The sequence below is a fragment of the Aquabacter albus genome (assembly GCF_040049275.1).
GTDB lineage: Bacteria > Pseudomonadota > Alphaproteobacteria > Rhizobiales > Xanthobacteraceae > Aquabacter.
The window spans coordinates 525,215-546,764 of the sequence record NZ_JBDZDT010000004.1 but is presented as its reverse complement, the minus strand read 5'-3'; the positions used below and the strand labels follow the sequence as shown (position 1 = coordinate 546,764).

The 21,550-nt window shown below is 68.0% G+C and carries 19 protein-coding genes; 9 read left to right on the top strand and 10 right to left on the bottom strand.

Translation table 11 applies throughout. The features are described 5' to 3' along the window. Positions 1 to 289: 289 nt before the first annotated feature. Positions 290 to 733 carry an SRPBCC domain-containing protein gene (locus tag ABLE91_RS12240; RefSeq protein ID WP_348931096.1) on the bottom strand — a complete coding sequence of 148 codons (444 nt, stop codon included), beginning with the start codon at positions 731 to 733 and terminating at the stop codon, positions 290 to 292. Positions 734 to 825: 92 nt separating this feature from the next. After that, entirely contained in the window at positions 826 to 3,108 is a 2,283-nt protein-coding gene (locus ABLE91_RS12235) for a glycosyltransferase family 2 protein (protein ID WP_348931095.1), read from the bottom strand. A gap of 338 nt (positions 3,109 to 3,446) precedes the next feature. Here ABLE91_RS12235 and ABLE91_RS12230 point away from each other — a divergent pair, with 338 nt between their 5' ends. The 5 genes from ABLE91_RS12230 to ABLE91_RS12210 all read left to right on the top strand — a co-directional run bounded on the left by ABLE91_RS12230 (position 3,447) and on the right by ABLE91_RS12210 (position 7,945). Continuing rightward, positions 3,447 to 4,097, top strand: coding sequence for a TetR/AcrR family transcriptional regulator (locus tag ABLE91_RS12230; protein ID WP_348931094.1), 651 nt, complete (start codon positions 3,447 to 3,449; stop codon positions 4,095 to 4,097). Next, positions 4,094 to 5,053, top strand: a complete 960-nt coding sequence (locus ABLE91_RS12225) for an HlyD family secretion protein (RefSeq protein ID WP_348931093.1) — start codon at positions 4,094 to 4,096, stop codon at positions 5,051 to 5,053. The genes ABLE91_RS12230 and ABLE91_RS12225 overlap by 4 nt, the downstream gene beginning before the upstream one ends. Next, positions 5,050 to 6,024, top strand: coding sequence for an ABC transporter ATP-binding protein (locus ABLE91_RS12220; protein WP_348931092.1), 975 nt, complete (start codon positions 5,050 to 5,052; stop codon positions 6,022 to 6,024). Before ABLE91_RS12225 ends, ABLE91_RS12220 begins: the two co-directional genes overlap by 4 nt. Continuing rightward, positions 6,021 to 7,145, top strand: coding sequence for an ABC transporter permease (locus ABLE91_RS12215; RefSeq protein ID WP_348931091.1), 1,125 nt, complete (start codon positions 6,021 to 6,023; stop codon positions 7,143 to 7,145). Before ABLE91_RS12220 ends, ABLE91_RS12215 begins: the two co-directional genes overlap by 4 nt. A gap of 329 nt (positions 7,146 to 7,474) precedes the next feature. Next, positions 7,475 to 7,945 carry a VOC family protein gene (locus tag ABLE91_RS12210; protein WP_348931090.1) on the top strand — a complete coding sequence of 157 codons (471 nt, stop codon included), beginning with the start codon at positions 7,475 to 7,477 and terminating at the stop codon, positions 7,943 to 7,945. Between the two features lie 176 nt (positions 7,946 to 8,121). Here the strand turns inward: ABLE91_RS12210 and ABLE91_RS12205 are convergent, their stop codons facing one another. The 5 genes from ABLE91_RS12205 to ABLE91_RS12185 are packed head-to-tail and all read right to left on the bottom strand — an operon-like array spanning position 8,122 to position 13,035. Further along, on the bottom strand, positions 8,122 to 9,135 hold the full coding sequence (locus ABLE91_RS12205) for a Bug family tripartite tricarboxylate transporter substrate binding protein (protein ID WP_348931089.1): 1,014 nt from the start codon (positions 9,133 to 9,135) through the stop codon (positions 8,122 to 8,124). 51 nt (positions 9,136 to 9,186) lie between these two features. Next, positions 9,187 to 9,612, bottom strand: a complete 426-nt coding sequence (locus ABLE91_RS12200; RefSeq protein ID WP_348931088.1) for a cupin domain-containing protein — start codon at positions 9,610 to 9,612, stop codon at positions 9,187 to 9,189. Between the two features lie 21 nt (positions 9,613 to 9,633). After that, entirely contained in the window at positions 9,634 to 11,004 is a 1,371-nt protein-coding gene (locus tag ABLE91_RS12195) for an NAD-dependent succinate-semialdehyde dehydrogenase (protein ID WP_348931087.1), read from the bottom strand. A 17-nt stretch (positions 11,005 to 11,021) separates the two neighbouring features. Further along, positions 11,022 to 12,104: an isocitrate/isopropylmalate dehydrogenase family protein gene (locus ABLE91_RS12190; protein WP_348931086.1), complete on the bottom strand. Its 1,083-nt coding sequence runs from the start codon at positions 12,102 to 12,104 to the stop codon at positions 11,022 to 11,024. A gap of 19 nt (positions 12,105 to 12,123) precedes the next feature. Continuing rightward, entirely contained in the window at positions 12,124 to 13,035 is a 912-nt protein-coding gene (locus ABLE91_RS12185; RefSeq protein WP_348931085.1) for an amidohydrolase family protein, read from the bottom strand. A gap of 183 nt (positions 13,036 to 13,218) precedes the next feature. On the opposite strand from ABLE91_RS12185, the gene ABLE91_RS12180 reads away from it, so the two are divergent. The 3 genes from ABLE91_RS12180 to ABLE91_RS12170 all read left to right on the top strand — a co-directional run bounded on the left by ABLE91_RS12180 (position 13,219) and on the right by ABLE91_RS12170 (position 17,287). Then, positions 13,219 to 14,106: a GntR family transcriptional regulator gene (locus tag ABLE91_RS12180; RefSeq protein ID WP_348931084.1), complete on the top strand. Its 888-nt coding sequence runs from the start codon at positions 13,219 to 13,221 to the stop codon at positions 14,104 to 14,106. A 28-nt stretch (positions 14,107 to 14,134) separates the two neighbouring features. Further along, on the top strand, positions 14,135 to 14,884 hold the full coding sequence (locus ABLE91_RS12175) for an SDR family oxidoreductase (RefSeq protein ID WP_348931083.1): 750 nt from the start codon (positions 14,135 to 14,137) through the stop codon (positions 14,882 to 14,884). A gap of 81 nt (positions 14,885 to 14,965) precedes the next feature. After that, positions 14,966 to 17,287 carry a putative bifunctional diguanylate cyclase/phosphodiesterase gene (locus ABLE91_RS12170; RefSeq protein WP_348931082.1) on the top strand — a complete coding sequence of 774 codons (2,322 nt, stop codon included), beginning with the start codon at positions 14,966 to 14,968 and terminating at the stop codon, positions 17,285 to 17,287. A gap of 44 nt (positions 17,288 to 17,331) precedes the next feature. Here the strand turns inward: ABLE91_RS12170 and ABLE91_RS12165 are convergent, their stop codons facing one another. The 3 genes from ABLE91_RS12165 to ABLE91_RS12155 form a co-directional block, all read right to left on the bottom strand. After that, positions 17,332 to 17,679: a hypothetical protein gene (locus ABLE91_RS12165; protein ID WP_348931081.1), complete on the bottom strand. Its 348-nt coding sequence runs from the start codon at positions 17,677 to 17,679 to the stop codon at positions 17,332 to 17,334. Between the two features lie 86 nt (positions 17,680 to 17,765). Then, positions 17,766 to 19,334, bottom strand: a complete 1,569-nt coding sequence (locus ABLE91_RS12160; RefSeq protein ID WP_348931080.1) for a DHA2 family efflux MFS transporter permease subunit — start codon at positions 19,332 to 19,334, stop codon at positions 17,766 to 17,768. Continuing rightward, positions 19,334 to 20,497, bottom strand: a complete 1,164-nt coding sequence (locus ABLE91_RS12155) for an HlyD family secretion protein (protein ID WP_348931079.1) — start codon at positions 20,495 to 20,497, stop codon at positions 19,334 to 19,336. Before ABLE91_RS12155 ends, ABLE91_RS12160 begins: the two co-directional genes overlap by 1 nt. Positions 20,498 to 20,862: 365 nt before the next feature. Between ABLE91_RS12155 and ABLE91_RS12150 the strand changes: the two genes are divergently transcribed. Continuing rightward, positions 20,863 to 21,525 (top strand): TetR/AcrR family transcriptional regulator, encoded by a 663-nt coding sequence (locus tag ABLE91_RS12150; protein WP_348931078.1) that lies wholly within the window; start codon positions 20,863 to 20,865, stop codon positions 21,523 to 21,525. The last annotated feature ends 25 nt before the right edge of the window (positions 21,526 to 21,550 follow it).

Genomic DNA, 21,550 nt, shown 5'->3' with positions numbered 1-21,550 from the left:
ACAAACTGGCATGCCTCGATCGCTAACGCAACTTATTCGCAAAAAAGAGTGTGGCCCGGCCCCGGCATGCGGCGAAGGAGTGGGTGTCAGAGGCAGGATTCCGCACATGCGCGGGCGGTTCCGGATTGCGCGCTCTGGCAGCAAGCTGCCGTCATGCCCGGGCTTGTCCCGGGCATCCACGTCTATCTCTTAAGCTGTGCCCGGCGGAGCCCCGTGGATGGCCGGGACAAGCCCGGCCATGACGGTGGAAGAAGCGGCCAGCCCGCGTATTTCCCAACGTTCTTTGAACCTAGCCGAAGCGCCGCGCGAGCTGGTCCAGCGACAGGCGCGAGCCCACCTCATTGTCCTGCGGCCGCACGCCCGGCGGCAGGTTTTCAAACAGGAGGCTCACCCGTGTTCCGCCGGGCACGGGCTCGAAGGTGGCGGTCATGGTCATTTCGCCCATGAAGGCGGGATCGGACGTGATGAAATTGACCGCTTCGACGATCCTCTGCCCCGGCACCAGTTCCAGGAACCGTACGTCGACCCTGTCTTCCTTCTCCGCCGTCTTGCCGTGGAAGAAGCGTTCGTGTGGGGGATAGAACAGCGACATGCGGTATCCGCCGCCTACCCTGCCGTCGAAGGCGTGGATTTCGCCCGTCATCTCCGCCGGCGGGAGCCAGGCCACGAGCGCGGCCGGGTCCAGGAAGGCCCCGTAGACCTCTTCCGGCCGGGCCTTGATGATCCTGGACACGCAAGTCGATGGTCCTGAAGGCTGTTCGGTCATGCCGGCGGCCTTAAGCGGCTCCGGCCAGCCTCATCCGGCTGGCGCGCCCATACAGCGTATCATACCGCGCCGCCGGCCCTCAGGAACTGCTTTTTCGCCAGGATCAGGTGCCCGCCCGGAGACGGGTGCCGCGCGGCGCCGTCCCGGAAATCGAAATCCAGGAGGTCGCGATAGAAGCGGCCCATGCCGAGGTGCCCCGCCACCTTCCCGCCCCATGCCAGGAGAAGGCTGAGGCACCAGGCGTGATGGGCGGGGTCCCGCTTGGAGAGGGAATTGCCGTCGCCGATCAGCAGGAACTCGCCCACCGCCTCGGGCACGAGGTGGAAGCGGCAGCCGGTGGCGAGCAGCGAGACGAGGAAGTCCCAATCCTCGAAATAATCAACGTCCTCCAGGACCCGGATGCCCGAGCCCACCAGAATGCCGGTGCGGAGCGCGTAACTGTTGGTGGGGATGAAGTTTCCGGCCACGAGGCAGCTGATGGGCAGCGGCATATGGGACGCCTCGGACACGCCGCCCGGCGTGCGCCGGTTCGCGAGGGCGTAGACCACATCCGCCCCGGTCTGGCGGAACGCCTCCACCATGCGCTGGGTGAAGTGCGGGTAATAGATGTCGTCGTCATCGAGGAAGCAGAGATACTGGTACTGGTCCCGCTGCTGCTCCAGATAATCGAGTCCCACATTCCAGGGATGGCCGCGGCGGCGGCTGGTATCGGCGGCGTGGAGGAACACCACCGCCCCCTCCTTCTTGGGCGCGGTGGCGCACACGCGCTCGAAGGTCTCGGCATCGCCATGGACGATGACGGCCGCCACCAGAGGCTCCGCCTGCCCGTAGATGGACATGAGCGCCTGGGAGAGCAGTTCGGGGCGCCGCCCCTGGGTGCGCACCAGGCAAAGGCCCCGTTCGATCGGCGGGTGCGGGATTTCCGGGCGCGGCGGCTCCGGCCACCGATCGTCCACGAGGGCCCGCAGGGCGGCGATGCGCACGGCCTCAATGGCCTGGCCGGCAACGCCCTCCCCCGCCGTCCGGCCGGCGCTCCGCCCCAGCAGGGGCTCCGGGATCGACAGAATCGGCTCCTGCAAAGCGGTCCGCAACATCAGCTCATAGGATGCCGCCTGCTCGAACCGGGCATCGAAGCCCCCGAGCCCGGCGATGAGATCCTTGCGAACGGCCGCCAGCGCGCCGGCGCCTGCCGGATGACTGAGCAGCTCGGAGGCATCGAGCAGCCGGTCCTGCCGTGCCAGCGGGCGGCCATCGCGCCCCAGCTCCAGGAAGCCCGCGCAGATGCAGCGGCAGAGGGGGAAGGCGGCGATGTAGGAAGAGAGGATGCGCAGGGCGTCGGGCGCCAGTGCGTCTCCGGCGTCCAGGAACAGGAGGAAATCCCCGCGGGCCACGGCGGCGCCCTCATTGCGCCGCGCCGACACACCCCTGCGGCGACCGTCCGAGATGAGCGTCGTCACCGCGCGCACGTCGCGGGGGAGCACTGCTTCGAGCTCGTCCTGCCCGCAGGCGGGATCGTCGTTCAGCACGATCCAGTGGACGCGCGCGACCTCCCTGCGTCGCTTTTCCTCCGCCAGCAAGGCCCCGACCCAACCCGCTGAGCGCGCAAAGCCGGCGCGGTCTCCAGTGAAGACCGTGACGAGGGAAAACGTGGGCGATGCCGCGCTCGGCGCGAGGTGCGGCGGCGGCTGCCGGGTGGCGATGCGCTCCTGCAGCAGGTCCACCGGCCCGAGCCGCATATGCCAGTCGTTGCCGCCTCCCGCACCCTCCGGCGCGCCGGAGCCTTGCGGCAGATGCACGACGAACGGGCCGGCGGCGGGGCGCAGATGGGGAAAATGCTCGCTTTGCAGCAGCGGCCGGGCGCCGTACCAGCCTTCCGGTCCCGCATCGCCCTCCGGCCGTGCCCGGCGCCGCTCGGCCAGTTCCGACAGGATCTGGCTGCCGGGCGCGGCGGCCCGGCCCTCGCTCTGCCCGAAGAGGACATAATGGGTGAAGGGCTCGACGCCGCTCGCAGCGACGTCCTCGTGGATGCTGAGATAATGGAGCGGGTCGAAATCGGCCCGGGGGCGGCGGCCTTCCCAGGCGCCCTTGCGGACATAATGGGCAAGGGGCGTGAGGCCGCTTTGGGCGACGTCCGGATATCTTGCCACGTACCAGGCGTCATCGAACGCGCCGGAGCGGCGCAGGCGCGCCATGTCCCAGAGCGCCCTCAGGCGGCGGTCCAGCTTGCCGAGGGCGGGATGGCGCAGGCAAAGGCGGCGCCATGCCCGCTGGCCGGATGACAGGCTCCCGTGCGCCAGGTCGCGGGAAAGGCCTGACGCAGGGAAAGGCTGAAGAGGAGACATGTCTTCCGCGGCGGAACGAGGACGGGAGCCTTCAGGTGTCGCGGACCGCTCTACCATGATCTCTGACGTGTCAGACACCATCCTCCACCGTCTTCCTGCACCGGCCTTCCGGCCCGGAGCGCCCCGCCGCATGCGGTCCCGACCGTCTCCAGCCGGCCGATCGCGGCGGCAGTTTTAGCAGAGTTTTCGCTTCCGCAGGCGCTCTCCCAACGAGAATAGCTACACATTTCTGTATCGGCCACGCTCCAGCCAGCGGGCCGCGCTGGGAACCGGCTTCCATCTCCGGCGTTTGCTCATTTAAGGTAATGACTGACTGGTCAGTCGTTCATGAGGCTTACATGTCTGGCGAGGAGAAAAAGCCCCGCAGGGCCAAGCCGGCTCTCGGCGCCAAGGAGCGCGAAGCCCGGCGCGCGGCGATCCTGGCCGCCGCCCTCGACACCTTCTCGCAGCACGGGTTCGGGGCCACCCGCCTGGAGGACGTGGCCCGCGCGGCGGGCATCGCCAAGGGCACGCTCTATCTCTATTTCCCGCACAAGCAGGCGCTGTTCGAGGCGATCGTGAAGGACACGATCAGCCCGGTCCTGGCGGACGCCGCCGGCCTGCTTCCCAATTTCCAGGGCGAGACGCGCGAACTGCTCGCCCTGATCGCGGACATGTTGATCTCGCGCATTCTCGAAGGGCCGGGAAGCGGCATCATGCGCCTCATGATCGCCGAGGGGCCGCGCTTTCCCGAACTTGCCACCTTCCATCACCGCGAAGTGGTCTCGCGCGGCATGGCGCTCATCCGCGCGGTGATGGAGCGCGGCCTCGCGCGCGGCGAGATCACTTCGGACGCGGCGATGCGCTTCCCGCAGATGGTGTTCGCCCCGGCGCTCACGTCAGTGGTGTGGAACAGCGTGTTCGGCCATTTATCTCCACTCGACGCCCGCGCTTTCATCCACGCCTATATGGAGGTGCTGCTGCGTGGTCTGGGGGGACGAGCGCCATGAAGCCCTCCCGTTTTGCCCTGGCAATCCTCGCCACCTGCCTTCTCGCCGCCTGCGACCGCCAGCCGACGAATGAATTCTCCGGCTATGTGGAGGGCGACCTCCTTTATATCGGCCCCCAGGAAGCCGGCCGCGTGCTGACGCTGCCCGTGCGCGAGGGCACGCAGGTCAAGGCCGGGCAGGTGATCGCCACCCTGGAGGACGACGTCCAGCGCGCCGACCTTGCCGCCGCCAAGGCGGCGCTGGCGGAGGCGGAGGCGCGACTCGACAAGGCGAAGGCGGCCCAGCAGCGGCCGGAGGAGATCGCCGTCCTCCAGGCCACGGAGCGGCGCGCGAACGCCGCCCTCGACCTCTCGCGCATCGAATTGGAGCGCCAGAAATCCCTGGTTCCCAAGGGCGCCTCCTCCCAGGCGAACCTCGACAACGCCCAGCACCAGTACGACCAGAACCAGGCGAGCCTGGACGAGGTGCGCCGCCAGATCGATGTGGGCCGCATCGCCGCGCGCCTGGAGGACATCGCCGCCGCCGAGGGCGCCGTGCGGCAAGCGCAGGCGAACCGCGACGCCGCGCAGGTGCGGCTCGACCGCCGCGCGTTGAAGGCGCCTGACGATGCCACCGTCCAGACCCTCTATTTCCGCGTGGGCGAACTGGTGCCGGAGGGCAAGCCGGTCGCCTCCCTGCTGCCGCCGGGGCTCGTGAAGGTGCGCTTCTTCGTGCCGGAGACCCTGCTGCCCAAGGTCGCGCTAGGGGCACCGGTCTCGGTCTCGTGCGACGGCTGCCCGCCCATGATTGCGGAGGTGCGCTTCATCTCGGACGCGGCAGAGTATACCCCGCCGGTCATCTATAGCCGCGAGGAGCGCTCCAAGCTCGTCTATCTCATCGAAGCGCGACCGCGCGATCCCTCCACCGCCCGTCCCGGCCAGCCGGTGACGGTGCGCCTCGACGGGGCGGGGAAATGAACGGGCCCGTCGCGGGAGCCGTCAACGGGGGCGACATCGCCATCGAGGTCGAAGGCCTGCGCAAGAGCTTCGGCACCCATGTGGTGGTGAACGACCTCACCATGCAGGTAAAAAAGGGCCAGATCTACGGCTTCCTCGGTCCCAACGGCTCCGGCAAGACCACCACCATTCGCATGCTGTGCGGCCTGCTCACGCCGGATGCGGGACGCGGCACGTGCCTTGGCTACGACATCCTCACCCAGGCGCGGGAGATCCGCAGCCATGTGGGCTACATGACCCAGCGCTTCTCGCTCTATGCCGACCTCTCGGTGCGCGAGAACCTGGAATTCGTCGCCCGGCTCTATGGCGTGCCGCAGCCGGAGAAGGCGGCGGGCGCGGCCATCAAGCGGCTCGGCCTGGAAGGGCGCGGCAAGCAGCTGGCGGGCGAGCTCTCCGGCGGGTGGAAGCAGCGGCTCGCGCTCGGCGCCTGCATCCTCCCCTCCCCCCAGCTCCTGCTGCTGGACGAGCCCACGGCCGGCGTCGACCCCCAGGCGCGGCGGGAATTCTGGGCGGAGATCCACGCGCTCGCCGCCGAGGGGCTGACCGTGCTCGTCTCCACCCATTACATGGACGAGGCGGAGCGCTGCCACGAGATCGCGTACATCGCCTATGGCCACCTCCTGGCGCAGGGCAAGGTGGCGGACGTGATCGCCCAGTCGGGCCTCACCACCGTCACCGTGGAGGCCCATGGCGATACCGACAGCGCGCCCGCAATGGCGGCGCTGGCGCGGGAGCTGGAGGCGCTGCCGGGCATCGACATGGTGGCCCCCTTCGGCACGCGGCTGCACATTTCCGGCCGTGACCCGGACGCGCTCAAGGCCGCGCTCGGCCCCTACAAAGCGCGCGGCGACCTCACCTTCACGGACGATGCGCCCACTTTGGAAGACGTGTTCATCGACCTCATGAGCCGGTCGAAGGACAATATGAAATGATCGGCGGCGGCTTCCTGCGGCGGGTGGCCGCCATGGTGGTGAAGGAGTTCATCCAGCTCCGGCGGGACCGCGTGACCTTCGCCACCATGATCATGATCCCGCTGCTGCAGCTCGTGCTGTTCGGCTATGCCATCAACACCACGCCGCGCAACCTGCCCACCGCCGTCCTCGCCCACGAGAATACCGACGCCACCCGCGCCATCATCGCGGCGCTGAAGAACACCGCCTTCTTCCAGTTCACCCGGCAGGCGGCGAGCGATGCGGAGGCGGAATATCTCGTGCGCTCCGGCAAGGTGCTGTTCCTCGTCGAGATCCCCGCCGGCTTCGAGCGCGCGCTCCGGCGGGGTGACACCCCCCAGCTCCTGGTGGCGGCGGACGCCACCGACCCCGTCGCCGCCGGCAATGCGCTGGGCGCGCTGGAAGGCGTGGTCGCGACCGCCCTGCGCCGCGAGCGCTTCGTGGACACGCAGGGGGAGGCGCCGTTCGAGATCGTCCAGCACCGGCGCTACAATCCCGCCGGCACCTCGCAGCTCAACATCGTGCCAGGGCTTTTGGGCACCATCCTCACCATGACCATGCTGATCTTCACCGCCCTCTCGGTGACCCGCGAGATCGAGCGCGGCACCATGGAGAGCCTTCTCTCCATGCCCATCCACCCGGTGGAGATCATGCTGGGGAAGATCTTCCCCTATGTACTGGTGGGCATCCTCCAGGCGGTGCTGATCCTCGGCGCGGGCATGATCCTGTTCGCCGTGCCGGTGGAAGGCTCGGTGATCCTTCTGGCCGTGGTGACCCTTCTGTTCATCACCGCCAACCTCTCGGTGGGCTACACCTTCTCCACGCTGGCCACGAACCAGCTCCAGGCGGTGCAGATGAGCTTCATGTTCTTCCTGCCCAACATCCTTTTGTCCGGCTTCATGTTCCCGTTCGCCGGCATGCCGGTCTGGGCGCAATGGATCTCGGAGTGCCTGCCGCTCACCCATTATCTGCGCATGGTACGCGGCATCTTGCTGAAGGGGGCGGGGCTGCACGATCTCGGGCTCGACATCGCGATCCTGGCCGGGCTGATGCTGGTGGCCATGGGGATTGCCGTGGCGCGGTTCCGGCAGACGCTGGACTAGGCTTTTTCAGCGTTCAGAGCGGTCCTCGCCGCTTTCCCCCTCCCCCCTTGCGGGGGAGGGCGGGGAGGGGGGTGATACCCTCTCAGCGAGAGCAACGCCGGGGTGTTGTTCCAGGCCGAGGCCGCATCGCCCCCCTCCCCAACCCTCCCCCTCAAGGGGGAGGGAGTTGCGGTGCTCCTTAATGTCGATTGGCTTCAGGCTTCATTGGACAAGCCCGGGCATGACGAGAGTAGAAGCAGGACATGGTTTGGCATGTCGGAACCGGCCCTCCTGCTTCGTCCTTGGATCGCGCGCCCTTCGGGGCCGATCACAAAGGGAAGGAACACAAGATGAAGGTCACGCAGCATCTGTGGTTCGAGAAGGACATGGAATCCGCGATCCGCTTCTACACGTCCCTGATCCCGGGCTCCTCCCTGAGCTGGGTGTCCACCATCCCCGCCGACACGCCCAGCGGACCGGCCGGCAGCGTCAAGCTGGCGGCCTTCACCCTCGGCGACCAGCGTTACATGGCCATCGAGGCGGGGCCGCTCGATCCGTTCAACCACAGCTTCTCCATCGTCCTCGAATGCGAGACCCAGGCAGAGATCGATCGCCTGTGGGAGGCGCTGAAGGAGGGCGGTGCGACGGAGCAGTGCGGCTGGCTGAAGGATCGGTGGGGCCTGAGCTGGCAGGTCACGCCCAAGCGGCTGGGCGAGCTCATGGGCGACGCTGATCCGGCGAAGGCCAAGCGGGTCACCGAGGCGATGCTCAAGATGGTGAAGTTCGATATTGCCGGGCTGGAAGCCGCGGCGAAGGGCTGAGCGAGTAGTGCTTCATTCCCTCTCCCGCTTGCGGGGGAGGGTTAGGGAGGGGGAAAGGTGCCCGCCGCAGATCCGGATGCGGTGCTTTGCTTGAGTGCCCCCTCCCCAGCCCTCCCCCGCAAGCGGGAGAGGGAGCGCGTTGGTGAGAGAAGGGAAGATCCGCGAAAGCGCCCCGCTCACTCCAGCTTCACGCCGATCTCGTCGATGAGCGCCTTGTACTTGGCGCTCTCCGCCCGGGTGAAGGCAGCGGTTTCCTCGACCGACAGCACGTTCACGTCGGCGCCTTCGGCCAGGAAACGCTCCTTCACCTCCGGCGAGGAGATGATCTCGTTGATCTCCTTGTTGAGCAGCGCGATCACCTCTGGCGGCGTGGCCTTCGGAGCGAAGAAGCCGACCCACAGCGTGATGTCGAAGCCGGGAATGTTCGCAGCCTCCGCGACCGTGGGCACGTCGGGCAAGCCGGAGGCGCGCTTGGCGGAGGAGACGGCGAGAAGCTTCATGCGGCCCGCACGCACGCTCTGGACCGCCGCCGGGAGGCCCGAGAAGAACAGATCCACATGCCCGCCGAGGATATCGTTGAGCGCGGGTCCCGCGCCCTTGTACGGCACATGGGTGAGGTTCGCCTTGGTCTTCAGCTTCAGAAGCTCGGCGGCGAAATGGCCGGGGGTGCCGATGCCCGAGGAGGCGAAGGTCAGGCCCGAGGGGCTCTTCTTGGCATCCTCAAGCATCTGCGGGATCGTGCTGTAGGGCGCCTTTTCGGGCGCCACGAGGCCGAGGGGCACCACGGCGGCGAGCGCGATGGGCTGGAGGTCCTTCTGCGGGTCGTAGGCCAGCTTCATCAGGAACGGGTTGATGGAGATTTCCGCCGTCTGGCCCGCGAGCAGCACCTGCCCGTCGGGCGCGGACTTCGCCACGAAGGCCGCCGCGACGGAGCCGCTGGCGCCCGCCCGATTGTCCACCACCACCGGCTTGCCGAGCTTCTTCTGCAGCCGCTCGGAAATCACCCGCGCCACCACGTCGCCGGTGCCGCCGGCGGCATAGCCCACCACGAAGGTGATCTCGCGGGTGGGATAGGACTGGGCCTGCGCGAGGCCCGGCAAGGAGGCCGCCATGAGCGCGGCGAGCGCGGCAGAGCGCAGGGGGCGGCGCAGGCCCGGTGACCGGCGCGCGTCAAGGGTGTCGTGGGCCATCTTGGTTCCTTGCATGGGGTGGAAGGTTATTCTTGGGAAAGGCGTGCCGGCTCAGGCGATCTTCGCCTTGTGCTCGTCGTCGATGGAGCGGGTGTCGCCGGTGGCGACGATGGTGCGCGTGGCGTCCACCGAGGCGTAGATCCAGAGGATCTTCATGCCCTCGGTGGAGGATTTGTTGATGAAGCGGTGGGGCAGGTTGGCGGGGATGAAGGTTGTGTCGCCCGGCTCCACCTCGTGCTGCACGCCGTCGATCTCGGCGATGGCATGGCCTTCCAGCAGCATCACGCTCTCATCGCAATTGTGGCTGTGGAGCGGGATGGCGGCGTTCGGCTCGAAGATGGTGATGCCGTTGATGAAATCCCGCGCTCCGGTCTTGCGGGTGACGAGCGGGATGGTCTTCGCTCCGCCCCCGCGCTCGCGCGCGGGGATCTCGGAGGGGCGCAGGATCGCCGCCTGGCGGCCGTCGGTGCTGGTCATGTCGTGTTCCCTCCCTGATTATTATTTCGCCGGGCCGATCCACAGCGTCTTGATGTTCACGAATTCCTTGATGCCGTAGACGCCGAGCTCGCGCCCGTAGCCGGACTTCTTGATGCCGCCGAACGGCAGGCGCGGGTCGGAGGCGGTCATGCCGTTGATGAACACCGCCCCCGCCTCGATCTGCCGGGCGAGCGTCTTGCCGCGGGCGATGTCGGTGGTCCAGAGCGCCGCGCCGAGGCCGAACTCGATGGCGTTGGCGCGCGCAACGGCTTCGTCCGCATCCTTCACCCGGATGATGGCGGCCACCGGCCCGAAGGTCTCCTCGCACGCCGCCGCCATGTCCGGCTTCACATGGTCGAGCACGGTCGCCGGGTAGAAATAGCCCGGCCCGTCCTTGGGGCTGCCGCCGGCTTTCAGTACCGCGCCGGCCTTCACCGAGCGCTCCACCTGGTCGTGCAGCGTGTCCCTGAGATTGCCGCGGGCCATGGGGCCGATATTGGTGTCGCGCTGCATGGGATCGCCCATCTTCAGCTTGGCGACGCCGGCGCAGAAGGCCTCCACGAAGCGGTCCGCCACCGCCTCTTCCACGATGAAGCGCTTGGCGTTGATGCAGCTCTGGCCGACATTGATGAAGCGCGCCTTCACCGCGGTGGCGGCGGCCTCCTCGATGTCCGCATCCGCGAGCACGATGAACGGATCGGAGCCGCCCAGCTCCAGCACCTGCTTCTTCAGCGCCTTGCCCGCCTGGGAGGCGACGATGGCGCCCACTTCCGTGGAACCTGTCAGCGTCACCGCCGCAATGCGGTCGTCGGCGATGATCCCCGCCACCGCGCTGGAATCGATCAGCAGGGTGCGGAACAGGCCCTCGGGGCAGCCCGCCTCGCGCATCACCTCTTCCACGGCGAGGGCGCATTGCGGCACGTTGTTGGCGTGCTTCAGGATCGCCCCGTTGCCCGCCGCGAATGCCGGGGCGGCGAAGCGGAAGAACTGCCAGAAGGGGTAGTTCCAGGGCATGATGGCGAGCACCACGCCGAGGGGGTCGAACACCACCGCGCTCTCGGTGGCGCCGCTGGGGGTCGGCTCATCGGCGAGGAAGACGGGGGCCTGGTCCGCGTAGAAATCGCAGTTCCAGGCGCACTTCTCCACCTCGGCCTCGGCCTCCGGCAGGGGCTTGCCCATCTCCTGCGTGATGAGGCGGCCATAGCGCTCCTTGCCGGCGCGCAGGGCTTTCGCCATGGCGCGCAGCAGCTCCACCCGCTCGGTGATGGGCTTGCGGCGCCACTTGGCCTGCGCGTTGACCGCGCCCGTCAGTGCGGCGTCGATCTCGGCCGGGGTGTGGGCCTCGAACCGGGCGAGTTCCGAGCCGTCGGCCGGATTTACTGAGACGATCATCTGGCGTTTCCTCTTGATCAGGCCGCGCTCGCGCGGGCGGACGCGGCGACGATGTCGCTCACCGTCTTGGCAAAAGCGTCCGTGTCAAGGGTACCGCCCACATCGCGGGTGCGGGTCGCGGGCTTTTCGAGCGCCTGCTCCACCGCCTGCTCGATGAGCGCGGCGGCTTCGATCAGCTTTTCATTGCCGTCGCGCCGGCCGCGCCAGTCCAGCAACATGGCGGCGGAGAAGATCAGCGAGGTGGGGTTGGCGATGTTGCGCCCCGCAATGTCCGGCGCGGAGCCGTGCTGGGCCTGGGCGACGCAGATCTCGTCGCCCGCATTGATGGACCCGCCGAGGCCGAGGCTGCCGCACAGCTCGGATGCCTCGTCGGAAAGGATGTCGCCGAACATGTTGGTGGTGACGATCACGTCGAACGTGTCCGGCCGGCGGATGATGTGGGCGGTGGCGGCGTCCACGATCAGGTCGTCCAGCTCCACGTCCGGGAAGTCCTGCGCCACCTTGCGCACTTCCTTCAGGAACAGGCCGTCGGAGAGGCGCAGAACGTTGGCCTTGTGCACCGCGGTCAGCTTCTTGCGGCGGCCGCGGGCCAGCTCGAACGCGGCGCGCGCCACTCGGGCGCAGCCCTTGGCGGTGATCTTGCGGATGGCCATCGCCATGTCCGGCTCGGGCATGAACTCACCCGAGCCCGCGAACATGTTGCGGTCGGCATAGAAGCCTTCCGTGTTCTCGCGCACGATGATGAGGTCCATGGGCTTGCGCAGGATCGTCATGCCCTCGCGCGAGCGGCAGGGCCGCACATTGGCATAGAGCTCGAACGTGACGCGCAGCGCGCCGGAAGGGTTGATGCCGCCCTCTTCCTTGGTCGGATATTCATAGTGCGAGACCGGGCCGAGGATCACCCCGTCCATCTCCGGCACGCGCTTCATGACCGGGGGCGGAAGCGTGGTGCCCTCCGACTTCAGGGTCTTCAGGCCGATATCCATGTGCTCGAACTGGAGGCCGAGGCCGAGCTTGGCGTCAGCGGCCTTCAGCACGGCGAGCGTGGCGTCGGTGATTTCGGGGCCGATGCCGTCACCGGGGAGCACGAGGATCTTCATGGGGTCCGTATCCTTACGGTTAGAAATCAAAGAGCTGAGCGGCGTTGTCGGCGAGGATGCGCTGGAAGATGCGCTCCTCCCCGCACCAGCCCGCGAGCTCGCGGAGCGCGGCCATGTCGTCGATGGTCCGGAACGGCTCGACGGCTTCCGGGCCGAGCAGCGCCCGGTCCTTGCCGCCGCCCGTGTGCGGCCAGTCGGAGGCCCAGACCAGCCGGTCCGGCCGCGCCGCGATCATGGCGCGGGCAATGGGGGCGAGATCGGCGTGGGAGGGGTCGCGGGAGGCGCGATAGGGCGCGGACAGCTTCACCCAGACATGGCCCGTGGCAAACAGGTCGAGCAGCTCGGCAAAACCCGGCTGGTCCGGCCCGCGCTCGGCCTTGGCGCCGGCGAAATGGTCCAGCACCACCTGGACCGGCGCCGCCGCGATGGCGTCCGCAAGGCCGGTCAGAAGGGACATGTCGGCATAGATCTGCACCGCGAAGCCGTGGCCGGCGACGCGCGCGGCGGTCGCGATGAAGGCGTCGCGCGCGGCGGTGGTGCGGGTCTCGCCCTTGGATTCAAGATTGACGCGGACACCCCGCGCACCGGCATCGTGGAAGTCGCGAAGCTGCGCGTCCGTCACCGTCTCCGGATCGATCACGATGACCGCGCGGGCGCGCTCGCCCAGATGGTGCAGGGCTTCCAGGAGACAGGAATTGTCGTCGCCATAGACGCTCGGCTGCACCAGCACGGTGCGCGCGACGCCCAGGCTCGCGAGAAGGCCCTCAAGCGCCGCGATGCTCGCGATGCCGGGCGTATAGGTGCGATGGGCCGCGAGGGGAAAGCGCGCCGGATCGAAGACATGCACATGGCAGTCGCAGGCGCCGGCCGGCATGGTGAAGGCGGATGCGCCCCCAAGGCTGGCGGGCGCAGGCGCGATCTCAAGGGACATGGCTTCCTCCCGCATGCAAGCGCCCGTCTCAAGGGGCTTGGCGCAAGTCGTAACGGAAGGTTTGGTACTTTTCAATCGAAATGTACCAAAATTTCTATGCCTCCAGCTGGCCGGCTGCTATCCTCCCTCCATCGGGTCGGATACCCGTGTGAACCTGTCGCCCGCCGCTCCGCGAAAATGAAAATGTCGGATACCCCCCTCGTCACCCAGCTCGCCGGCCAGATCGTCGACTATATCCGCGCGGAGAAGGCGGCTCCCGGCACGCAGTTGGTGGAGCGCAGGCTTGCCGAGCATTTCCGCGTCTCCCGCTCCCCCGTGCGGCGGGCGCTGACGCTGCTGGAGAAGTCCGGCCAGATCGGCGTGAATGCGCGGCGGGGCGGCTATGAGGTGCTGGCGGAGGCGCTGGCCGTGCCCGCCGTCCCGCAGGCCGCCGCCTCCGACGAGGACGAGACCGCCTACCTCAAGGTCGCCGAGGACCGGCTCCAGGGCCGCCTGCCGGACAAGGTGACCGACAGCAAGCTGGCGCGGGATTACGGGCTCTCCGGCGCGCAGCTTCGCAGGGTTCTGGCGCGCATCGCCAATGAGGGCTGGATCGAGCGCTTGCCGGGGCACGGCTGGGCGTTCCTGCCCATGCTCACCTCCATGCAATCCTACCAGGACAGCTACCGCTTCCGCCTCACCATCGAGCCGGCGGCGATCCTGGAGCCCGGCTTCGTGCTGAACCGCCCGGCCCTCGCCGCCTGCCGCGAGCAGCAGCAGCAACTGGTGGAGGGCGGCATCTGGGACATCACCAACGCCGCCCTGTTCGACCTCAACAGCCACCTGCACGAGACCATCATCGAGTGCAGCCGCAACATCTTCTTCATCGAAAGCCTGAAGCGCATCGACCGGCTGCGGCGGCTGATGGAGTACAAGCAGGCGCTGGACCGCAAATACGCCATCGTCCGCTCGCGCGAGCATGTGGTGCTGGTGGACCTTTTGCTGGCGGACCGGCGCGAGGAGGCCTCCGCCTTCATGCGCAAGCATCTCACCTCCGTGAGCATCGAGAAGATGATCGAGCGCGCGCGATGAAGGCGCGGGGCCTTATACGGGAGCCGTCATGACCCACCCCTTCTCCCTCACTGGGCGCACGGCGCTCGTCACCGGCTCCACCTCGGGCATCGGCTTCGAGATCGCCCGGGGGCTGGCGCAGGCGGAGGCGCGGGTGTTCGTCAACGGACGGAACCAAGGACGGCTCGATGCAGCCTGCGCGGCGCTGGCGGAAGCCGGCAAAGTGGAAGGTTTGCTGTTCGACGCCTCGGATACACGCGGCTTCGAAGCCACCCTCGCCAAGGCCCCGCCCCTCGACATCCTGGTCAACAATGCCGGCGCCCGGAACCGGCGGCCCTTCCTCGATCTGGACGAGGCCGCCATGCAGCAATTGGTGGACGCGAACGTCATGGGCCCGGCCATGCTCTGCCGGGCGGTGGCCCGGGGCATGGTGGAGCGGGGATGGGGGCGCATTATCAACATCACCTCCATCGCCGGGCCATTGGCGCGGCAGGGCGATGTTGGATACACCACGGCCAAGGGCGGCCTTGAAGCCCTCACCCGCGCGCTCGCCGCCGAGTTCGGCCCCCATGGCGTGACCGTGAACGCCATCGCCCCCGGCTTTTTCGCCACGGCGCCGAATGCGGCCATGGTGGACGACCCCGCTACGGCCGACTGGCTCAAGCGGCGCACCTCCATCGGCCGCTGGGGGCAACCGGAAGAGGTGGCGGGGGCGGCGGTGTTCCTGGCTTCAGCGGCAGCCGGCTACGTCACCGGCCAGGTTCTGGCCGTGGACGGCGGCTATATGGCGCATTTCTAGGGCGTTATTCACGCAAGCGGATTGTGTTGGCCCCGGGTTCCCGCCTATCACAAGGAGATAGACGGCGAGGGCGGGCGCCAAATGGAAGACACGCGGCTCAATCCCTGGACCGGCGAGTTTCGGGCCGGCGACCAGGAGCGGGCATATCGCGAGCATCGCGTTCCCGAGATCGCGCGGCACGCGCGCATCCTGTTCAGTCTTTCCGCCGTCCTCAATGCCGCCTTCCTGTTGAGCGACTGGCGGTTTGCAGGCACCTCCCATTTCCTCGTGGCCATTCCCGCGCGCGGGATGACGATCGCGGTCGCGCTAGCCTGCCTCGCCCTCGTGGGACGCGCCCACAGCTACAGGTCGGTGCAGACGTTGCTGCTGCTGTGGCAATGGGTGACGGCCGCCGCCGTCGCGGTCCTCGTCTCGACCCGCAGCGACATCGCCCTGTTCGTGGTGCTGCTGCTTCCCGCCATCTATTATCTGGCGGTGCCGGTCTCGTTCCACTGGGTGGTGGCGAGCGGCGTCGGCTGCAGCGTCCTGATGCTGCTCGGTTATCTCGGCATCCCCCCGCAGGGGGATACAACCCTTGGCCTGATGCTTGCCGCGCTGACGCTGAACGTGGCCCTGGTGCTGGCGGTGCTCCAGTCCAACCGGCAGGGGCGCCTCGAATGGGCGGCGACCCAGGCGGAGCGCCTCGCCCGCAAGGTGCTGGCGCAGAGCCAGCACCTTCTCGAACACACTTTCATGGCGGTGCCCATCCCGCTGGTCATCACCGAGGTCGAGACGGGGCGCATCGTCCGCTACAACGAGGCGGGCGTGCGCTATTTCGGCGGCGAGCCGCAGGAGTTCGGCGTCGCCACGGTCGCCGACATCTATGAGGATGCGGCGGCGCGGCGGGTGTTCCTCGACCGGCTGGCGCGGGAAGGCCGGGTCACCAATTTCGAGACCAAGATCCGGCTCGGCCATGGCGAGATCCGCACGGTGCTGCTGGCCGCCGCCTTCACCGAACTGGACATGAAGCCCTGCATCGTCTCGGCGGTCGTCGATATCACCGACCGCCTCGCGGCCGAGCAGAAGGTGCGCCACGCAGCGACCCACGATGCCCTTACCGGCCTCATCAACCGCGCCGCCTTCCAGGGCCGGCTCGATGCGGTGATCCGCCAGGCCCGCGATCTCGCGGGCGCCGTGGTGCTGCTGCTGGTGGACCTGGACGGGCTGAAGGACGTCAACGACACGCTCGGCCATGATGCCGGCGACGCACTGCTCATGGAGACCGCGCGCCGCCTGGAGCATCTGGCGGGCGACCTCGGCGCGGTGGCGCGGCTCGGCGGCGACGAATTCGTGGTCCTGCTCCAGGGCCAGCCCACGGCCCAGGCGGCCCTCGACCTCGCCGACGCCATCCTGCGGGATTTCCGCCAGCCTTTGGCCTATGGCGAGCGGCACCTCACAAGCCGCGCCTCCATCGGCATCGCAGTGTGCCCCTCCCCCGATTATGCGCCGGGCGAGCTGATGAAGGACGCCGACCTCGCCCTCTACACCGCCAAGAAGCAGGGCCGGAACCGCGCGGTTCTCTATGCCCCCGCCATGCGGCGCTCCATGAGCGAGCGGGTGCTGCTCAACCGGGAACTGGCCAACGCCATCAGCCGCAACGCCATCCTGCCTTACTACCAGCCCAAGATCTCGCTGGTGACCGGGCGGCTCGTGGGGCTCGAGGCCCTCATGCGCTGGCAGCAAGGCGCGGGGCTCATCGTGCCCCCGGACAAGTTCATGTCCGCCTTCGAGGACCCGGAACTGGCGGTGCAGATGGGCGAGACCATCCTGCGGCAGATCGCGCGCGACGCGCGCACCTGGCTCGACCAGGGCGCCGCCTTCGGCCGCATCGCCTTCAACCTCGCCCCCGCCCAGTTCACCCATCCCCGCCTCGCCGCCCACCTGCTCGGCCTGATCTGGGACGCGGAGGTCGAGCCGAGGCATTTCGACGTGGAAGTGACGGAGACGGTGTTCCTCGGCCGGGATTCCGAGTTCGTGGCGCCGATCCTGGACGAGCTTTATGCCGCCGGCATGCGCATCGCGCTGGACGATTTCGGCACCGGCTACGCGGCCCTCACCCATCTGAAGCAATTGCCCATCGACGCGGTGAAGATCGACCGCAGCTTCGTGGCGCACCTGGAGAGCGACCCGTTCGACGCCGCCATCGTCTGCGCGGTGATCGAGCTCGGCAAGAATCTGGGGCTGCGCGTGATCGCCGAGGGTGTCGAGACCGCAAGCCAGGCCCGCTTCCTGCGCGAGCGGGGCTGCGAATATGCGCAGGGCTATCTCTACGGCTACCCCATGTCCGCCGCCGCCATTGCGGACGTCCTCAAGCGCGAGAGCAACGAGGTGGCGGCGCTGCGGGTGGCGGACCTCTGGAGCTGAGGCTCCCCCTCCCCTTGGGGAGAAGGAGCTCTGGACCAGCTAGATCACTTGCCTTCCAGCATGGACCGGGCCTCGCCCACCGCCTTTAGGCAGGCGGCTTCATTGCCGGCAGCCTGGGCATTCTGCGCGGCATTGAGCGCCGCCGCCGGGCCGACCGACTGGCTGGCGCCCCCGCTCGCCGCCGCCACCGAGGCCGGCGTGGGCTGGCGATCGGTCTGCGCGCCGATGGACTGGGCTTCGGTCGGCGGGAGCGGTTGCTGGGGCGCTACGGCCTGAACACGGGCCTGGATCGCCACGATCTGCTCCAGGCACGATTCGGCCCGCGCAGCCGCCCCGGTCATGGCGAAGATGGTGGCGCAAGCGGCCACGGCAAACAGTTGATCCTTACGCATGCTGGCTCCGTCCGTTGCGCCCTTCAGGCGCCAAAAACGGGCGGAGTTTGTCCCCGGGCACGCCGCCGGGCAAGGCCAATCTCACCTTAATGCGCCGGTGCGGCGGCCGCGCCTTTCGGCTTGCGCACCAGAAACACCAGGAAGGCCGCCGCGCACAGGAACAGGGCGATCACCAGGAACACGTCGGCAAAGGCCATCACCAATGCCTGCTGGCGCACGATCATGGCCACCTGCTTGGTGGCTGCAAGCTCGGCGTCGGACCCGAGCCGCCCGGTGAAGCCCGCGGTGATGTTGGCGAGGGTGTCGAGCACCACGGGGCGCGACCACGTCACGCTCTCGCGCAGCCGCTCCAGATGCAGGTCCCAGCGCCCGTTGAGCACGGTGACGATGACCGCGAGCCCCACCGCGCCGCCGAGATTGCGCATGAGGTTGAACAGCCCCGACGCGTTCTTCAGCTGGGAGGGCGGGAGCGTGCCCAGCGCCACCACATTGATGGGCACCATGCACATCATCAGCGCCGCGCCGCGCAGCATCTGCGGGGTCAGCAGCTCCCAGAAGCCCCAGTCCTTGGTGATGGGCAGAAGCTCGAACGAAGAGACGATGAGGAACACGAAGCCCGTGCCGATGATGTAGCGCGGGTCCATCTTACGGGCGAGGATGCCGACGACGGGCGCGAACAGGAACATGGTGAGGCCGGTGACGAACACCGTCTCGCCGATCTCCAGCGCGTTGAAGCCGCGCACCTGGGCAAGGAAGAGCGGGTAGAGATAGGTGAGCCCGTAGAGCACCGTGCCCAGCATGAAGGTGAGGACGGAGCCCACCGCGAAGTTGCGGTCCTTGTAGGCCATCAGGTCCACCACCGGCTGCTTCGCATTGAAGGCCCGCCAGAAGAACAGGATGCCGCCGACCACCGCCGCGATGGCGAACAGGGTGATGGTGCCCGACTGGAACCAGTCATCCTTCTCCCCCTCTTCCAGCACGTATTCGAGACTGCCCAGCATTACGGCCATGCCCACCAGCCCGGCTACGTCGAAATTCTTCAGCAGGCTGAATTCCGGCTCGTCGAAATCCACCAGGAACCAGCACAGGAGCGTCGCGGCGATGCCCGGCGGCACGTTGATCAGAAACAGCCAGTGCCAGGAGAAATAGTCGGTGAGATAGCCGCCCACCGTCGGCCCCACCGTGGGCGCCAGGGTGACGACGAGGCCCACCAGCGCCATGACCGGCGCCTGATGGCGCTTGGGGAAGATGGTGTAGGCCGCCGCGAACGCGGTGGGGATCATGCCGCCGCCGATGAAGCCCTGGAGCGCGCGGTAGAGGATCATCTGCTCGATGGAGGAGGCGGTGGCGCACAGCATGCTCGCCAGCGTGAAGCCGGCGGCGGACAAAGCGAACAGGATGCGCGTGGACATGGCCCGGGCGAGGAAGCCCGAGAGTGGGATCATCACCACCTCGGAGATGAGGTAGGAGGTCTGGACCCAGGAGATCTCATCCGCGCTGGCGGACAGCCCCGCCTGGATTTCCGAGAGGGAGGACGAGACGATCTGGATGTCCAGGATCGCCATGAACATCCCGAAGATGAGCGCGAAGAAGGCGATCAGCCGGCGCGGCGTGACCTGCGGCTCGCTCGCCGCCGCTCCGGCGGGGCCGGCCATCAGCGCACCGGGGCTGCGGCGACGCTGATGCCCTCGGATCCCGTGCGGGTATCAACGGTCGCGATCACCGACAGGCCGGGGCGCAGCCGCCCGCTGGCCAGCACGTCTGCCGGAACCTTCACGCGCACCGGCACGCGCTGGACGATCTTGGTGAAATTGCCCGTGGCATTCTCCGGCGGCAGCAGGCTGAACACCTGTCCGGCGGCGGGCGCGATGCTGTCCACGGTGCCAGTGATGGGATGGCCCGGATCGGTGTCCAGCGTCAGCGTCACCTTCATGCCGGGCTTGAGGCCCTCGATCTGGGTTTCCTTGAAATTGGCGTCCACATATGCGCCATTGTCCGGCACCAGAGCGACGAGGCGCTTGCCGGCGGAGACATAGTCGCCCACTTCCACCGCCTTGTTGCCGGCAATGCCGGCGAAGGGGGCGCGGAGCGTGGTGGCGTCGAGGTCGAGCTGGGCCTTGGCGAGCTGCGCCTCCAGCTCGTTGCGGGTGCGCTGGGCTTCCACCCGCTGGGCCTTCAGCACATCGAGATTGGCCTGGGCGGCGGTCACGGACGCCTGGGCGGCGAGGGTGGCCGCAGCCGTCTTGTCGCGGTCGGCACGGGCCGAATCGAGGGATTGCAGGCTCGCGAACTTGTTGTCGGCGAGCTTCGTGGTGCGGTCGAAATCCGCGGCAGCGCGGGCCTGGTCGGCCTTGGCCGAGACGAGCTGCGCCTGCGCCTGGTCGATGGTCGCGGCCTGCGCGTCCACCTGCTTGCCGAGGCGAGCGATGGTGGCGTCCTGCGTGCCGATCTTGGCCTGCGCCTGCTGCACGGCGACGCGATAGTCGCTGTCATCCAGCTGCACCAGCACGTCGCCGGCATTCACATGGCTGTTGGCGCGGAGGGGCACGGAGGCCACATAGCCGGACACCTTCGGCGCCACCATGGCCATGTCGGCGCCCACATAGGCGTTGTCCGTGGAGACCTGGAACCGGCCCACGGTCCAGTAATGATGGCCGTAATAGCCGGCGGCCGCGAGGATGAGGGCACCGACGCCCATGAGCAGCACGCGGCGGCGACCACCCTTCGCTTTCGGCGCGGGGGCTTCCGGCGCGGGCGCCGGAACAGCGGCCGGCTCGGTGCCGGGCTCGGTCCGCGCCTTGGCGGCGGGAGACGGCATGGCCACGACGGCCGGCGACGGTGTCTTTTGCGGTGCGTTCATATGGGGCGCTCTGTCGGGCGGGCAGTCCGCTCCGGCGTGAATGAGGGGAGAAGGACGGGGGCGGTGCCCTTCTCCCCCCAACGCCGATCGAGGCTTCGGGTTGCGGTCCGATGCCTTGACCGAACGGTTCGGTCACGACGCGCTTGACTTACGACACCAAGAACGCCATTTCAAGAGCGAACCGAACGGTTCGGTCAATTTTCTACCGCACCGGGTCGAAAAATCGTTCTGCACGCAATTTCCTGTCGGCGGAAATGGGCGCAATCGCAAGATACTTGCGTTGGTGCCCCAGCTCCGCGAGAAGGAGCAAAAGGAGCCTGATCTTGTCTGAAGTCGTGACCAAGGACATCCCTTCTACCGCCGGACAGGATCCGGAGAAGCGCCGGCAGATTCTGTCGGGCGCGCGGGAGGTGTTCCTGGAGCGCGGCTTCGATGCCGCCAGCATGGGCGATATCGCCCGCGTGGCCGGCGTCTCCAAGGGCACGCTCTATGTGTACTTCCAGGACAAGGTGGACTTGTTCACCGCGCTGGTGAGCACGGAATGCGCCGAGACCGCCGAGCGCGTCTTCGTCATCGACGTCTGCAGCGGGGATATTTCCGAGACGCTGAACGCGCTCGGCCATTCCTTCATCGAGGCGATGATCCGGCCGAGCCACATCGCCACCGTGCGCACGGTGATCGCCGCCGCCGGCAAGTTCCCGGAAATCGGCCGCCGCTTCTTCGAGGCCGGCCCGCGAGAGGGCACAAAGCGGCTCGCCGCCTTCCTGCAGTCGAAGGTCGACGAGGGCGTGCTGGACATCGACGACGTGGAGATCGCCGCGGGCCAGTTCTTCGCCTTGTGCAAGGACGCCATCTCCACCCCCATCCTCATCGGCTGCATGGAGCCGCCCGACGACCGCTATGCCGAGCGGGTGGTGAAGAAGGCGGTCGAGTTCTTCCTGTGCGTCTACGGCACGGAACAGAAGGCGGCGCGGAAGAAGGGCTGAGGTCGAAACGCCCCGTCATGCCCGG